This is a genomic window from Allokutzneria albata (assembly GCF_900103775.1).
In the GTDB taxonomy this organism is placed as follows: Bacteria; Actinomycetota; Actinomycetes; order Mycobacteriales; family Pseudonocardiaceae; genus Allokutzneria; species Allokutzneria albata.
In genome coordinates this window covers 4,832,018-4,846,198 of record NZ_LT629701.1, presented here as the reverse complement: position 1 = coordinate 4,846,198, position 14,181 = coordinate 4,832,018, and the positions used below count along the sequence as shown (strand labels likewise).

14 protein-coding genes are annotated in these 14,181 nt (G+C 69.0%); 10 read left to right on the top strand and 4 right to left on the bottom strand.

The annotated features are described in order from the left end of the window. Nucleotides 1–81 precede the first annotated feature (81 nt). From atpA to atpD, 3 genes are read left to right on the top strand one after another with little or no spacing between them, the layout of a single operon-like run. Nucleotides 82–1,728 (top strand): F0F1 ATP synthase subunit alpha, encoded by a 1,647-nt coding sequence (atpA, locus tag BLT28_RS21665; protein ID WP_030428928.1) that lies wholly within the window; start codon nt 82–84, stop codon nt 1,726–1,728. A gap of 11 nt (nt 1,729–1,739) precedes the next feature. Beyond that, nucleotides 1,740–2,648, top strand: coding sequence for a F0F1 ATP synthase subunit gamma (locus BLT28_RS21660; RefSeq protein WP_030428929.1), 909 nt, complete (start codon nt 1,740–1,742; stop codon nt 2,646–2,648). Beyond that, nucleotides 2,641–4,071 (top strand): F0F1 ATP synthase subunit beta, encoded by a 1,431-nt coding sequence (gene atpD / locus BLT28_RS21655; protein WP_407638741.1) that lies wholly within the window; start codon nt 2,641–2,643, stop codon nt 4,069–4,071. The genes BLT28_RS21660 and atpD overlap by 8 nt, the downstream gene beginning before the upstream one ends. Before the next feature lie 67 nt (nt 4,072–4,138). On the opposite strand, the gene BLT28_RS21650 is transcribed toward atpD, so the two are convergent. Together BLT28_RS21650 and BLT28_RS21645 are read right to left on the bottom strand one after the other, a co-directional pair. Next, nucleotides 4,139–5,518, bottom strand: coding sequence for a hypothetical protein (locus BLT28_RS21650; RefSeq protein ID WP_030428931.1), 1,380 nt, complete (start codon nt 5,516–5,518; stop codon nt 4,139–4,141). After that, nucleotides 5,515–6,030, bottom strand: coding sequence for a SigE family RNA polymerase sigma factor (locus tag BLT28_RS21645; RefSeq protein ID WP_052407175.1), 516 nt, complete (start codon nt 6,028–6,030; stop codon nt 5,515–5,517). Before BLT28_RS21645 ends, BLT28_RS21650 begins: the two co-directional genes overlap by 4 nt. A gap of 113 nt (nt 6,031–6,143) precedes the next feature. Between BLT28_RS21645 and BLT28_RS21640 the strand changes: the two genes are divergently transcribed. Both BLT28_RS21640 and BLT28_RS21635 read left to right on the top strand, forming a co-directional pair. Further along, the gene (locus tag BLT28_RS21640; protein ID WP_030428933.1) at nt 6,144–6,509 is read left to right on the top strand and encodes a F0F1 ATP synthase subunit epsilon; all 366 of its coding nucleotides are present in this window, start codon (nt 6,144–6,146) and stop codon (nt 6,507–6,509) included. A gap of 28 nt (nt 6,510–6,537) precedes the next feature. Continuing rightward, a complete protein-coding gene (locus BLT28_RS21635) occupies nt 6,538–6,966 on the top strand; it encodes a DUF2550 domain-containing protein (RefSeq protein ID WP_030428934.1) in 429 nt (142 codons plus the stop codon). A 284-nt stretch (nt 6,967–7,250) separates the two neighbouring features. Here BLT28_RS21635 and BLT28_RS21630 read toward each other — a convergent pair whose 3' ends face one another. Together BLT28_RS21630 and BLT28_RS21625 are read right to left on the bottom strand one after the other, a co-directional pair. Beyond that, nucleotides 7,251–7,532, bottom strand: a complete 282-nt coding sequence (locus BLT28_RS21630; RefSeq protein WP_030428935.1) for a hypothetical protein — start codon at nt 7,530–7,532, stop codon at nt 7,251–7,253. 107 nt (nt 7,533–7,639) lie between these two features. Further along, a complete protein-coding gene (locus BLT28_RS21625) occupies nt 7,640–8,218 on the bottom strand; it encodes a cob(I)yrinic acid a,c-diamide adenosyltransferase (RefSeq protein WP_030428936.1) in 579 nt (192 codons plus the stop codon). A 57-nt stretch (nt 8,219–8,275) separates the two neighbouring features. On the opposite strand from BLT28_RS21625, the gene murA reads away from it, so the two are divergent. The 5 genes from murA (at nt 8,276) to ehuD (ending at nt 14,175) form a co-directional block, all read left to right on the top strand. Next, nucleotides 8,276–9,553 (top strand): UDP-N-acetylglucosamine 1-carboxyvinyltransferase, encoded by a 1,278-nt coding sequence (murA, locus tag BLT28_RS21620; RefSeq protein WP_030428937.1) that lies wholly within the window; start codon nt 8,276–8,278, stop codon nt 9,551–9,553. Nucleotides 9,554–9,733: 180 nt separating this feature from the next. Next, a complete protein-coding gene (locus BLT28_RS21615; protein ID WP_030428938.1) occupies nt 9,734–11,758 on the top strand; it encodes a protein meaA in 2,025 nt (674 codons plus the stop codon). A 149-nt stretch (nt 11,759–11,907) separates the two neighbouring features. Further along, entirely contained in the window at nt 11,908–12,813 is a 906-nt protein-coding gene (ehuB, locus tag BLT28_RS21610) for an ectoine/hydroxyectoine ABC transporter substrate-binding protein EhuB (protein ID WP_030428939.1), read from the top strand. Between the two features lie 7 nt (nt 12,814–12,820). After that, nucleotides 12,821–13,513 carry an ectoine/hydroxyectoine ABC transporter permease subunit EhuC gene (gene ehuC / locus BLT28_RS21605; RefSeq protein WP_156050792.1) on the top strand — a complete coding sequence of 231 codons (693 nt, stop codon included), beginning with the start codon at nt 12,821–12,823 and terminating at the stop codon, nt 13,511–13,513. Beyond that, the gene (ehuD, locus tag BLT28_RS21600; RefSeq protein ID WP_030428941.1) at nt 13,510–14,175 is read left to right on the top strand and encodes an ectoine/hydroxyectoine ABC transporter permease subunit EhuD; all 666 of its coding nucleotides are present in this window, start codon (nt 13,510–13,512) and stop codon (nt 14,173–14,175) included. The genes ehuC and ehuD overlap by 4 nt, the downstream gene beginning before the upstream one ends. The last annotated feature ends 6 nt before the right edge of the window (nt 14,176–14,181 follow it).

Here is a 14,181-nt window from a genome sequence, read left to right as displayed (position 1 = left end):
AGTACTCGTCCTCGCCAGGACGGTGCGGGCCCCCTCAACGACGACCACACTGGTCGAGAACGAACCGAGAGCAGGAACGACATGGCGGAGCTGACGATCTCGTCGGACGAGATCCGCAGTGCGATCGAGAACTACGTCTCCAGCTACTCCCCGGAGGTCAACCGGGAAGAGGTCGGAACCGTCACCGTGACCGGTGACGGCATCGCCTATGTCGAGGGCCTGCCCTCGGCGATGGCCAACGAGCTGCTGGAGTTCCCCGGCGGCGTCCTGGGCGTCGCCCTGAACCTGGACGTGCGCGAGCTGGGTGTTGCCATCCTCGGCAACTACGAGTCCATCGAAGAGGGCCAGGAGGTCAAGCGGACCGGACAGGTGCTGTCCGTCCCGGTCGGCGACGCCTACCTGGGCCGCGTGGTCAACCCGCTCGGTGAGCCGGTGGACGGCCTCGGCGAGATCGTCGCCGACGACCGCCGCGCCCTGGAGCTGCAGGCCGCGACCGTGGTCCAGCGGCAGTCCGTCAAGGAGCCGCTGCAGACCGGCATCAAGGCGATCGACTCGCAGACCCCGATCGGCCGCGGCCAGCGCCAGCTGATCATCGGTGACCGCAAGACCGGCAAGACCGCGGTCTGCGTGGACACCATCCTGAACCAGAAGGCCAACTGGGAGACCGGCGACCCGAACCAGCAGGTTCGCTGCATCTACGTCGCGGTCGGCCAGAAGGGCTCCACCATCGCCGCGGTGAAGAAGGCGCTGGAGGACCGCGGTGCGATGGAGTACACCACCATCATCGCCGCCCCCGCCTCCGACTCCGCGGGCTTCAAGTGGCTGGCCCCGTACACCGGCTCGGCCATCGGCCAGCACTGGATGTACCAGGGCAAGCACGTCCTGATCGTCTTCGACGACCTGACGAAGCAGGCCGAGGCCTACCGCGCGATCTCCCTGCTGCTGCGCCGTCCGCCGGGCCGCGAGGCCTACCCGGGCGACGTCTTCTACTTGCACTCGCGTCTGCTGGAGCGCTGCGCCAAGCTCTCCGACGACCTGGGCGCCGGTTCGATGACGGGCCTCCCGGTCATCGAGACCAAGGCCAACGACGTGTCGGCCTACATCCCGACCAACGTCATCTCCATCACCGACGGCCAGTGCTTCCTGGAGTCCGACCTGTTCAACCAGGGCGTGCGCCCGGCGGTCAACGTCGGTATCTCGGTCTCCCGCGTCGGTGGCTCCGCGCAGGTCAAGGCCATGCGCAAGGTCGCGGGCTCGCTGCGGCTGGACCTGTCGCAGTACCGCGAGCTGGAGGCCTTCGCGGCCCTGGCCTCGGACCTGGACGCGGCGTCCAAGGCCCAGCTGGAGCGCGGTGCCCGCCTGGTCGAGCTGCTCAAGCAGTCCCAGTACGCGCCGTTCCCGGTCGAGGAGCAGGTCGTCTCGATCTACGCCGGTACCCGCGGCTACCTGGACTCGGTCCCGGTCGGCGACGTCCGCCGGTTCGAGTCGGAGCTGCTGGACTGGGTGCGCCGCAACCACGAGGGCGTGCTCGCCGAGATCCGCGACAGCAAGGACCTCTCCGACGAGAACTCCGAGCGGATCGGCAAGCTGATCGACGAGTTCAAGAAGCAGTTCACCGCCTCCGACGGGACCCGCGTCGTCAACGACCCGGCCGCGGACGCGATCGACGACTCCAAGCTCGGGCAGGAGTCGGTCAAGGTGAACCGTCCGGCTCCGGCCAAGAAGTGACGTGGTGACGCATGGCTGCTGAACTTCGCGTCCTCAAGCAGAGGGTCAAGTCCACCCAAGCGATCAAGAAGATCACGCGGGCCATGGAACTCATCGCCACCTCGCGCATCGGCAAGGCGCAGGCCAGGGTCGCGGCGTCGCGGCCCTACACCGAGGAGATCACCAAGGTGCTCTCCTCGCTGGCGACGGCCTCCACGCTCAGCCACCCGCTGCTGGTGGCGCACGAGAACCCCACGCGTGCCGCCGTCCTGGTCGTGACCAGTGACAAGGGCATGTGCGGTGGCTACAACTCGAACGTGATCAAGGCGGCGGAGGAGCTCCAGACCCGGCTGCGCCAGGAGGGCAAACAGCCGTTCCTGTACGTCATCGGGCGCAAGGGGGCGGGGTACTACCGCTTCCGCCAGCGCGAGGTCGTGGACTCGTGGACCGGCTTCTCCGAGAAGCCGACCTACGCCGACATCGTGGCCGCGGGTGACGCGCTGGTCGAGGGCTTCCTCGCCGACGCCGAGTCCGGCGCGGTCGCCTTCGACGAGGTGCACGTCGTCTACACCGAGTTCAGGTCGATGATGACCCAGCAGCCGATCGCCAAGCGCGTGGTGCCGCTGGAGGTCGAGTACGCCGGTGAGGACGAGACCGACGTCCTGCCCGGCTACGACTTCGAGCCGGACCCGGAGACGCTGCTCGACGCGCTGCTGCCGAAGTACATCAAGACCCGGCTGTACTCGGCGCTGCTGGAGTCGGCGGCCTCCGAGCTGGCCAACCGGCAGCGCGCCATGAAGGCGGCCACCGACAACGCCAGCGAGATGATCCGCGCTCTCACCCGAGAGGCGAACCAGGCTCGCCAGGCCCAGATCACCCAGGAGATCAGCGAGATCGTCGGTGGCGCCGACGCACTGGCTACCGCAGGAAGTGATGAGTGAGATGACGACAGCTACTGCTGCCGGTATCGGCCGTGTGGTCCGGGTCAACGGCCCGGTCGTGGACGTCGAGTTCCCCCGCGACTCCGTGCCGGACCTGTTCAACGCCCTCAAGGTCGAGATCACCCACGAGGCGATGGCCAAGACCCTGACCCTGGAGGTCGCCAAGCACCTCGGCGACAACCTGGTCCGGACGATCTCCATGCAGCCGCAGGACGGTCTCGTCCGGGGTGCCGAGGTCGTCGACACCGGCAAGCCGATCTCGGTGCCGGTGGGCGACCTGGTCAAGGGCCACGTGTTCAACGCGCTCGGCGACTGCATGGACCAGCCGGGCTACGGCGCGGACGCCGAGCACTGGGGCATCCACCGCAAGCCCCCGGCCTTCGACCAGCTCGAGCCGCGGACCGAGGTGCTGGAGACCGGCCTCAAGGTGGTCGACCTGCTGACCCCGTACGTCAAGGGCGGCAAGATCGGTCTGTTCGGCGGTGCCGGTGTCGGCAAGACGGTGCTCATCCAGGAGATGATCACCCGTATCGCCAGGAACTTCGGTGGTACCTCGGTCTTCGCCGGTGTCGGTGAGCGCACCCGTGAGGGCAACGACCTCATCGCGGAGCTGACCGAGTCCAACGTCATGAAGGACACCGCCCTGGTGTTCGGTCAGATGGACGAGCCGCCGGGCACCCGCATGCGCGTCGCGCTGTCCGCGCTGACCATGGCGGAGTACTTCCGCGACGTCCAGAACCAGGACGTGCTGCTGTTCATCGACAACATCTTCCGGTTCACCCAGGCCGGTTCCGAGGTCTCCACCCTGCTGGGCCGGATGCCGTCGGCCGTGGGTTACCAGCCGACGCTGGCCGACGAGATGGGTGAGCTGCAGGAGCGGATCACCTCGACCAAGGGCCGCTCGATCACCTCGATGCAGGCGATCTACGTGCCCGCGGACGACTACACCGACCCGGCGCCCGCCACCACCTTCGCCCACCTGGACGCGACCACCGAGCTCTCGCGTGGCGTGTTCTCCAAGGGCATCTTCCCGGCGGTGGACCCGCTGGCCTCCACCTCGACGATCCTGCACCCCTCGATCGTCGGCGACGAGCACTACCGCGTCGCCCAGGAGGTCATCCGGATCCTGCAGAAGTACAAGGACCTGCAGGACATCATCGCCATCCTCGGTATGGACGAGCTGTCCGAAGAGGACAAGGTGCTGGTCCAGCGCGCTCGCCGGATCGAGCGGTTCCTGTCGCAGAACATGTACGCGGCGGAGCAGTTCACCGGCCAGCCCGGCTCCAACGTGCCGGTCAAGGAGACCGTCGAGGCGTTCGACCGCCTCACCAAGGGCGACTTCGACCACATGCCGGAGCAGGCGTTCTACATGTGCGGCGGCATCGACGACCTCGAGGCCAACTACAAGAAGCTCACCAAGTGAGCCTCGGCTAGACGCCGAAAAGGGCCGGGTTCCCCGTCGGGAACCCGGCCCTTTTCGCGTTCCCGCCTCAGGACAGCGGGATCGTGGTGACGACGGGGTCGGAACCGGGCGCCGCCTGCTTCGACAGCTGGACCTCGGTCGCGTCGTCGGGCAGCAACGCGGCTTCGCCGCCGAGGGGGACCCAGGGCTGCTGGCCGATCCGGTACCGGATCACGGCCCCGGCGGCGGCCAGGATCCAGCCCTGTTTGTCGGGCAGGCGGATCAGCACGTGCCCGGCCTTCTGATCGGTCCTGCCGCCGTAGACCACGGTCTGCTGGACCTTCTCGCCGCGGTGGAGCTTCTCCTGGGACTGCTTGTCCCCGGGGAACAGCACTGCGTAGAGGTGCGAAGCGGAGTCCGCGTACCGCTCGGTGACCCCCACGGTCCGCCCGTCCGGCAGCGCGGCGAAGACCGACCAGTCGGCGTCGACCTCGAACGGGGAGTTGAACGGATCGGTCATCCCTGCCTGGCTCAACGCGTTCCTGAGCAGCTGGCGTCGGCCGTCGTCGTCGGGAATGTGGATGCCTCCGAGGGCGCCCCGCAAGCGCGGCCAGTCCTTATGCGGCCAGCCCGTGTAGCGGGCCTGCGTCGCCAGGGACATGTCCAGCGGGTGCCTCTTGAGCCGGCCCTGGCTGTCGGGCAGTTCCGGGGTGACGACGAAGTCAAGCTCCACGTATGCGCCCGCCTCGATGCGGTGCAGGGCGACGCCGTCCCGGAACAGCAGCGGCTGGACGCGCCTGGTCATCGTGCCGTCCTGGCCGACGTCGATCTTCGGTGACACGCCGCGGGCGCCGCTCGCCTCGGTGGCGAGCACGGTGCTCGCCTTCGGCCCGAACGCGAAGACCTCCCGGCTGCGCTCGCCGGTCGTGTACAGGACGTGCATCGCACCGTCGTTCGGCTCGGTGCCGATGAGCGCGAGCCAGGTGGAAGACCCAGGTTCGACCCTGTCGCAGGTTCCTGGCGTGTTCCTGATCGGCTGGAGCACCAGGGCCGCCGGTCCCGCCGGAGTGGTGCCCGCCCAGTGCACATGGGCGGGCTGGGTGAACTGCCAGCAGTCCTTCCCCGCAGTGGGTGCCATGTTGTTGACGACAAGGCCCTCGGCCCGCCACGTGCTGAGGACCTTGTCCAGGAACGCCGAGTCCTTCGCGAGGTCGCCGCGGGTCGGTTCGCTCATCCGCGGGTCGGCCGGAACGGTGGTGTCCGGCCCGGCCAGCCACGCCGGAGTGCTCGCGGCCAGGCCGCCGACCAGGACGGTGACGACGGCCACGGCGGTGGCCATGCCCGCCCGGCGGCGGAACCGCCTGCGCCGGCCGCCGACGAGCACGCGGTCGGTGAAGTCCGGCGGAGTGTCCACATCGGACACCGCGTGCCGCAGTGATCTTTCGAGCAGATCGTTGTCCGGGGTCATCGCCGCTCCTCAAGGAGTTCGGACGCGTCAGGGGAGATCAGCTCGCGCAGCCGCGTGAGCCCTCGGGAGGTCTGGCTCTTCACCGTGCCCTTGCCGCAGCCGAGCGCGAGCGCGGTCTGCTCCTCGGTGTAGTCCTCGAAGAAGCGCAGCACGATCACCGTGCGCATCTTCGGCGGCAGGGCGGCCAGGGCGCGGACCAGCTCGGCCCGGGCGATCACGCCCTCCTCGTGACCAGGCTCACTCGGTCCGAGCACGTCGTCCAGCGGTGCCTCGGTGACCCGCCGGGACCGCGTCCGCCACCGGTTCGCGGCGGCGTTGGCCAACGCCTTGCGGGCGTAGGGCTCGGGCGGGCCGGCTATTCGGCGCCAACGGCAGAACATCCGCTCGAGCACGTCCTGGAGCAGGTCCTCCGCCGCGCCGCGATCACCGGCGCAGAGCAGGAACGACGTCTTGAGCAGCGCGGGGGACCGGGCGCGGACGAACTCCGCGAACGACTCATCGGTGCTTGTCATACAACCCTCGGGTGGGATCGTCGGGCGGTCACCTGTGGTCACACCGGTCGGGTGGAAATGGTTGCCAGGCGACCGTCTAGACTGACCGGGACGAGCGTGTGAAGGAGATGCCAGTGGCTGAGATGTCCGTCCAGCTGGTCGCTGTCGAGCGCCGCCTGTGGTCCGGTACCGGCACCATGGTGGTGGCCCAGACGACCGAGGGCGAGATCGGCATCCTGCCCGGTCACGAGCCCATGCTTGGCCAGCTGACCGAGGGTGGCGTCGTGCGCATCACCACCACCGACGGTGATGTGGTCACGGCCGCCGTGCACGGCGGCTTCCTGTCCGTGACCGGCGACGGGGTGAGCGTGCTCGCCGAGGGCGCCGAACTCGCGCACGAGATCGACGTGGAGCGCGCGCGTGCGCGCGTCGACGACGAGGACACCGATGCGAGGGCACGGGCGGCAGCCCGCCTGAAGGCCGCGGGACAGTCGGCCTGACGCGCGGCTGAGCGGGTAGGGCCGGGCCATGGGCATCGTCGAGATCCTTCTTCTGGTCCTGCTGCTTGTGGCGGCCACGGTGGTCCTGGTGGTCTGGCGCCGGTTGCGCCTGCTCCGCCAGGGTGGCATCGACGTGGCCGTGCGCTTCGGCTCCGACAAGGGCGGGCGCTGGCACATCGGCGTGGGCCGCTACCGGGGCGACGAGTTCACCTGGTTCCGCGCCCTCGGCCTGCGCTCGGGCCCGGACCAGGTCTTCAACCGCGTCGACCTGGAGATCGACTCCCGACGCGAGCCCACCGGCCCGGAGACCTACATGGTCCCATCGGGTTCCACCGTGCTGTGTTGTCAGAGCGCCGACGGCGACTTCGAGCTCGCCATGCCGCCCGGCGCCCTGACCGGCTTCCTGTCCTGGCTGGAGTCCACTCCGCCAGGACGTTCTGTTCCCTGGGCCTCCTGACCGCCTCGGCTGTCCCGGCCCGTCGCGACGCGGCGTTTGGAGATCGGCGCCGGGTTCCCCCGAGCGGCCATGGAACGTACACCGGGCGCGCTGTTCGCGCCGGTCAGCTGTGACGCCCAGGGCACGCCACCGCGGACAACGCCACGCGCGCGGCGGTCTCCCGTCGCCACCCGGTCTCGAAATCGAGGAGACCGATCACAGCGGACCGGTGGACGAGCCCCGCCCTTGACATCCGCCACAATGCCGGATAAAGACCTCGCGGCATTTGCCAAAAATGGGTCGTCTCAAAGAGTGGACTTCGCCGCGCGGAGTTCCTTGTAGAGGCGCGCGAAATGTGGCTCCTGGGCGCGGTTGAACGCCAGGTAGTGGCGGCTGCCGTCGTGCATGGTGAGACTGAGCCTGCCACCGCGCAGCATCCCCGCGCCCTTCAGGGAAAGCCTCGAGATGTCGGTGAGGAACAGCGACAACCGGCTGGTGCCCAGTTCCTCCTTGGCCGCCGGGGTGGTGGGCTCCACGACGAGCAGCCGGCCGTCGAAGTCGACCGAGATGCCTGTACCGTCCACCACGTGCACTCCCTTGCTAGCGTTTGTCTGCGTCGCTGCGAGGGTAGGCGAAATCTCATTTGGAAATGTGCACTATGAACACGCCGCTTCTCGTGTAAATGCCCAATTCCTCAGCCGTTGGCTCCGGGCTTCCAGAGAATGTCGCCGTCCGGGTTCGCCACCCTGGACAGGATGAACAGCAGGTCGGAGAGGCGATTGAGGTACTTCGCCGCGAGCTGGTTGGTCCGCTCGCCCTCAGAGGGGTCCTCCAGCAGCGCCCACGCGTTGCGCTCGGCGCGCCGGGCGACGGTGCGCGCCTGGTGCAGCAGCGCCGCGGCGGGGGTGCCGCCGGGCAGGATGAACGACTCCAGCTTGCCGACCCGCTCGTTGAACTCGTCGCACCAGCCTTCGAGGCGCTCCACGTAGGCCTCGGTGACCCGCAGCGGGGGATACGGCGGGTCGGGCACGATCGGCGTGCACAGGTCCGCTCCGAGGTCGAAGAGGTCGTTCTGGACGGCCTGCAGGACCTCGGCGACGTCGGCGGCGGGGTGGCCGAGCGCGAGGGCGACGCCGATGACCGAGTTCAGCTCGTCCACATCCGCGTACGCGGCGATCCTGGTGCTGGTCTTGGGCACGCGGGCACCGTCACCGAGCGCGGTGGTGCCGTTGTCACCGACGCGGGTGTAGACGCGGTTGATCCGGACAGACATGGCAGCGACCCTACGGGGTCACGAGACGATTTAGCGTGACCCATACGATGGCTAGTCGTGAGCGAGCATTTCCGGGTCCAGGGCGGCGCACGCCTCGTCGGTGAGGTCTCCGTTGTCGGCGCGAAGAACAGCGTCCTGAAGCTGATGGCGGCGGCACTGCTCGCCGAGGGCACCACGACACTGACCAACTGCCCCGAGATCCTGGACGTCCCGCTGATGGCGGATGTGCTGCGGGGGCTGGGCTGCGAGGTCGACATCGACCACGACAAGGTCACCATCGTCTCGCCCTCGATGCCGAACCACCGCGCCGACTTCGCGTCGATGAGCAAGCTGCGCGCCTCGGTCTGCGTGCTGGGCCCGCTGGTCGCGCGCTGCCGCAAGGCGGTCGTCGCGCTCCCCGGCGGTGACGCCATCGGCTCGCGTCCGCTGGACATGCACCAGAACGGCCTGCGCCAGCTCGGTGCGACCACGGGCATCGAGCACGGGTGCGTCGTCGCGGAGGCGGAGAACCTGCACGGTGCCCAGATCTGGCTGGACTTCCCCAGCGTCGGCGCGACCGAGAACATCCTGATGGCGGCCGTGCTCGCGGACGGGACCACGGTCATCGACAACGCCGCGCGCGAGCCGGAGATCATCGACATCTGCGTGATGCTCCAGCAGATGGGCGCCAAGATCGAGGGCGCAGGCACCTCGACGCTGACCGTGCACGGCGTGCAGTCCCTGCAGCCGACCGAGCACCGGGTGATCGGTGACCGCATCGTCGGCGCGACCTGGGCGCTGGCCGCCGCCATGACGCGCGGCGACATCACGGTGCTCGGCGTCGACCCGGGCCACCTCAACCTGGTGCTGGAGAAGCTGCGCACGGCGGGCGCCGAGGTCACCACGGTGGACGAGCCGCAGCAGGGCTTCCGCGTGGTGATGAACGGCCGTCCCAAGGCGGTGGACTTCGTCACGCTGCCCTATCCCGGCTTCGCCACCGACAACCAGCCGTTCGCGGTCGCGCTCGCCGCGGTCGCCGAGGGCACCTCGATGATCACGGAGAACGTGTTCGAGGCCCGGTTCCGCTTCGTCGAGGAGATGATGCGGATGGGCGCCGACGCGCGCACGGACGGCCACCACTGCGTCGTCCGCGGCGTCGAGAAGCTCTCCGGTGCCCCGGTGTGGGCCTCCGACATCCGCGCGGGCGCGGGCCTGGTGCTCGCGGGCCTGTGCGCCGAGGGCGTCACGGAGGTGTGGGACGTCTTCCACATCGACCGCGGCTACCCGCAGTTCGTCGAGAACCTGCAGCGGCTCGGCGCGGACGTGCAGCGGGTCTCGGCGCCGCCGGAGCGCTGACCGGCGGGGGCGGTCTTCGTCGTCGCTGCTCGCGGGGTGTGGTCGCGAAATCCTTGACCGAACACGAGTCGGTTGCTGAACCGGTTCTGTTCACTCCTGTGAGTAATCGCACGTAGATCCCTGGTTACTCGCCAGTACGCTGGGTCCGGCGAAATCCGAAGCCGCAGGCGGAGGTGGACAGTGCCGTACCCGTCCGACCGTGAACGCGATCGCCCCTGGGTGATGCGGACGTACGCAGGCCACTCCTCGGCGGCCGCGTCGAACGCGCTCTACCGGCGCAACCTGGCCAAGGGACAGACCGGCCTGTCGGTGGCGTTCGACCTGCCGACGCAGACCGGCTACGACCCCGACCACGAGCTCTCCCGCGGCGAGGTCGGCAAGGTCGGCGTCCCGGTGAGCCACATCGGCGACATGCGGCAGCTCTTCGACGGCATCCCGCTCGCCGAGGCCAACACCTCGATGACGATCAACGCCACCGCGATGTGGTTGCTGGCGCTCTACGTCGGCGTCGCCGAGGAGCAGGCCGAGGCCGAGGGACTCGACCGCGACGAGATGCTGTCCAAGCTCGCGGGCACGACGCAGAACGACATCATCAAGGAGTACCTGTCGCGGGGCACCTACGTGTTCCCGCCGGGGCCGAGCCTGCGGCTGATCACCGACATGGTGGCGTGGGCGGTGCAGCACGTGCCGAAGTGGAACCCGATCAACATCTGCAGCTACCACCTGCAGGAGGTCGGCGCGTCCCCGGTGCAGGAGGTCGCCTACGCCATGTGCACGGCGATCTCCGTGCTCGACGCGGTGCGCGACTCCGGACAGCTGCCGGACGACCGCTTCGGCGAAGTGGTCGGGCGGATCTCCTTCTTCGTCAACGCGGGCGTGCGGTTCATCGAGGAGATGTGCAAGATGCGCGCCTTCGGCGTGCTCTGGGAGGAGATCACCCGCGACCGCTACGGCATCGAGAACCCGAAGCAGCGGCGGTTCCGCTACGGCGTGCAGGTCAACTCGCTCGGGCTGACCGAGCAGCAGCCGGAGAACAACGTCCAACGCATCGTGCTGGAGATGCTCGCGGTGTCGTTGTCCCGCAACGCCCGCGCCCGCGCGATCCAGCTGCCCGCGTGGAACGAGGCGCTGGGCCTGCCGCGCCCGTGGGACCAGCAGTGGGCGCTGCGGATGCAGCAGGTGCTGGCCTACGAGACGGATCTGCTGGAGTACGAGGACCTCTTCGACGGCTCGCCGGTGATCCAGGCGAAGGTCGACGAGATCGTGGCAGGCGCGCGGGCGGAGATCGACCGCGTGCAGGCGATGGGCGGCGCGGTCGCGGCGGTGGAGAGCGGCTACATGAAGTCGCAGATGGTCTCCTCGCTCGCCGAGCGCCGTCGCCGGGTGGAGTCCGGTGAGGACGTCGTCGTCGGGCTGAACAAGTTCGACACCACCGAGCCGAGCCCGTTGCAGGCCGAGGGTGCCAAGGCGATCGAGACGATCGACCCGAAGGTGGAGCGCGAGGCGAGCGAGGCCGTGCGCGCGTGGCGCTCCGCCCGCGAAGCGTCCACTGTGGACGAGTCGCTGCGCGGGCTGCGCGAGGCGGCCAAGACCGGTGCGAACCTCATGTCCGCCACCATTTCCTGTGCCAAGGCCGGGGTGACCACGGGCGAGTGGGCCTCGGCGCTGCGCGAGGTCTTCGGCGAGTACCGCGCGCCGACCGGGGTGTCCGGTGCCTCGGCGGCCGGAGCGGCAGGTGCCGCGCTGGCCGGGGTGCGGGAGCGGGTGGCCAAGGCGAGCGAGGAGCTGGGCGAGCGGCTGCGCATCCTGGTCGGCAAGCCCGGCCTCGACGGGCACTCCAACGGCGCGGAGCAGGTCGCGGTCCGGGCGCGCGACGTCGGTTTCGAGGTGGTCTACCAAGGCATTCGGCTCACGCCCGCGCAGATCGTGGCCGCTGCGGTGCAGGAGGGCGTGCACGTCGTCGGGCTGTCGGTGTTGTCCGGCTCACACCTGGAGGTCGTGCCCGCGGTCGTCGAGGGGCTGAGGGCGGCCGGGGTGACCGACGTGCCGGTGGTGCTCGGCGGGATCATCCCGCCCGCCGACGCGGATGAGCTGGTGGAACGCGGTGTGGCCAAGGTGTTCACGCCCAAGGACTACGAGCTCACCGAGATCATGGACGAGATCGTGACGGTCATCCGGAAAGCCCACGGCTTGACCGAATCGTGACCTTCGCACAGAACTCGCGGTTTGACCGGGGCAAAAGCGGGTACACCCGCGGCGGCGAGCGCGGCCGTCCACACCGGACCCTTTGACCCCGTGGGGTGGCGCACCTACCGTTCGCCGGGTTCTGTTGCCGAGGCAAGGAGTCGCCCCTCGTGTGTGCCGCGCACGTCACCCGACGGAACTTCCTCCTGGGCACGGCGGCCGGCGCGCTGGGGATGGCCGTTTCCTCTTGCAGCACAGTGGATCTGACCGCGCAGGAGGCGGGCGGCGACCTGCTCAGCCGCATCCGCGACCGCGGCGAGGTCAACATCGGCATCGCCAACGAGGCGCCGTACGGCTTCGTCGACCGCAGCGGCCGGATCACCGGCGAGGCACCCGAGCTGGCGCGGAAAGTCTTCCAGCGCTTGGGTGTCGAGCGGATGAACCCGCGGATCACCGACTTCGGCTCGCTGATCCCGGCGCTGCAGGTCGGGGTCTTCGACGTCATCGCGGCGGGCATGTTCGTCACGCCCGCGCGGTGCAAGCAGATCCTGTTCTCCGATCCGGAGTACCAGGCGCCGGAGGCGCTGATGGTGCCCAAGGGCAACCCCAAGGGGATCAACACCCTCGACGACATCGTTGCGCGGAAAGACATTCGCGTCGGTCTGCTCACCGGAAGCGCGAACATCGGCTATGCGACCGACCTCGGCCTGATGGACCGCGCGGTCATCTTCGACAGCGTCTTCAGCGGGCTGGACGGCATCCTGGCCAACCGCGCGGACGCCTTCTCACTGACCGCGATCTCCTTGCGGGACGCGCTGAACAAGCGCCCGGACGCACCGCTGGAGCTGACCCCGGCCTACGTCCCGGTGATCGGCGGCAAGCGCAAGCTCGGCTGCGGCGCGTTCGGTTTCCGGCGCGACCAAAGGACTTTCCGGGACGCGTTCAACGTGGAGCTCAACCGCATGCGGGCCAGTGGCGAGCTGCTGTCGACGGTGCGGCCGTTTGGTTTCACCGAGTCCGAGATGACCACCCTGACCGCCGCCGAGCTGTGCAGCGACACCAGCTCCTCCAGTTGAGGTGATCATGTCTCCCCAGCTTTTCGCCTACCTGCTCGAAGGTCTGCTCACCACGTTGCAGCTGACCATCGGCGCGGCCGCGCTCGGTCTGGTGTTCTCGTTCGCGGCGGGGATCGCCACGTGCAGCCCGAACATCGTGCTGCGCGGCGTCGGCCGGTGCTACATCGAGCTGTTCCGCGGGATCTCCGCGCTGGTGCTGCTGTTCTGGTTCGTCTTCGCGCTGCCCTACGCGGGCTGGCAGCTCGACCCGATGTGGGCGGGCGTCCTCGCGCTGGCGCTGAACATCGGCGCCTACGGCGCGGAGGTGGTGCGCGGCGGCATCGTGGCCGTCCCGGTCGCGCAGATCGAGGCGGCGATCGCGCTGAACTTCACCAGGTCCCAGCGGATGCGCCTGGTCGTTCTGCCGCAGGCGATCGCGCGCATGCTGCCGCCGTTCGGCAACCTGCTCATCGAGCTGCTGAAGGGCACCTCGGTCGCGTACATCGTGCTGATCCCGGACCTGACCTTCGCCGGGCAGATCGTGCGCAACGCCACCGGTGACTCCGCTTCGGTGTTCACCGCGCTGCTGATCCTCTACGCGATCCTCGCGGTGATCTTCACGACCATCGTCCGGCTGATCGAGCGCCGCGTGGCGAAGTCCCTCGGCAGAGCGCCGACTCCGGGATTCTTCGCGCGTGTCAAGGGGGTGAAGTCGGCATGACGTGGGACTGGGGCTACGCCTGGGAAACCCTGCCGCAGCTGCTGGACGGGCTCGGCGTGACCGTGCTCGCGACGCTGGCCGGTACGGCGATCGCGTTGGTGCTGGGCCTGATCTTCACCGTGCTGCGGCGCAGCCCGTCGCGGTGGATCTGCATCCCCACCGAGATCTTCGTCGAGTTCATCCGCTCGACCCCGTTGCTGGTGCAGCTGTTCGTGCTGTTCTTCGTGCTGCCGGAGGCGGGCATCCAGCTCTCCGCCTTCATGACCGGCGTGATCGGGCTCGGCCTGCACTACGCCACCTACACCTCGGAGGTGTACCGCTCCGGCATCGAGGGGGTGCCCGCCGGGCAGTGGGAGGCGGCCAAGGCGCTCAACCTGCCGACGCGGCGGGTGTGGACGAGCGTGATCCTGCCGCAGGCGGTGCCGCCGTCGATCCCGGCGCTGGGCAACTACGCGATCGCGATGTTCAAGGAGACCCCGCAGCTCACCGTGATCACGGTGATGGAGCTGCTCTCCGTCGCCAGGCAGCTCGGCGCGGAGAACTACCGCTACCTGGAGCCGGTCACCATCATCGGCGTGCTCTTCCTGTTGCTGAGCCTGCCGACCGCGTGGCTGGTGCGGCGGACGGAGCGGCGCCTGGTCCCCGCTCCCCGGCCCGTGTAACCCTTG

Excerpts from the sequence above, each read along its gene's own strand:
- atpA (WP_030428928.1), top strand. The coding sequence starts at position 82 with ATGGCGGAGCTGACGATCTCGTCGGACGAGATCCGCAGTGCGATCGAG.
- BLT28_RS21660 (WP_030428929.1), top strand. The coding sequence starts at position 1,740 with ATGGCTGCTGAACTTCGCGTCCTCAAGCAGAGGGTCAAGTCCACCCAA.
- atpD (WP_407638741.1), top strand. The coding sequence starts at position 2,641 with ATGAGTGAGATGACGACAGCTACTGCTGCCGGTATCGGCCGTGTGGTC.
- BLT28_RS21650 (WP_030428931.1), bottom strand. The coding sequence starts at position 5,518 with ATGACCCCGGACAACGATCTGCTCGAAAGATCACTGCGGCACGCGGTG.
- BLT28_RS21645 (WP_052407175.1), bottom strand. The coding sequence starts at position 6,030 with ATGACAAGCACCGATGAGTCGTTCGCGGAGTTCGTCCGCGCCCGGTCC.
- BLT28_RS21635 (WP_030428934.1), top strand. The coding sequence starts at position 6,538 with ATGGGCATCGTCGAGATCCTTCTTCTGGTCCTGCTGCTTGTGGCGGCC.
- BLT28_RS21625 (WP_030428936.1), bottom strand. The coding sequence starts at position 8,218 with ATGTCTGTCCGGATCAACCGCGTCTACACCCGCGTCGGTGACAACGGC.
- ehuC (WP_156050792.1), top strand. The coding sequence starts at position 12,821 with ATGTCTCCCCAGCTTTTCGCCTACCTGCTCGAAGGTCTGCTCACCACG.
- ehuD (WP_030428941.1), top strand. The coding sequence starts at position 13,510 with ATGACGTGGGACTGGGGCTACGCCTGGGAAACCCTGCCGCAGCTGCTG.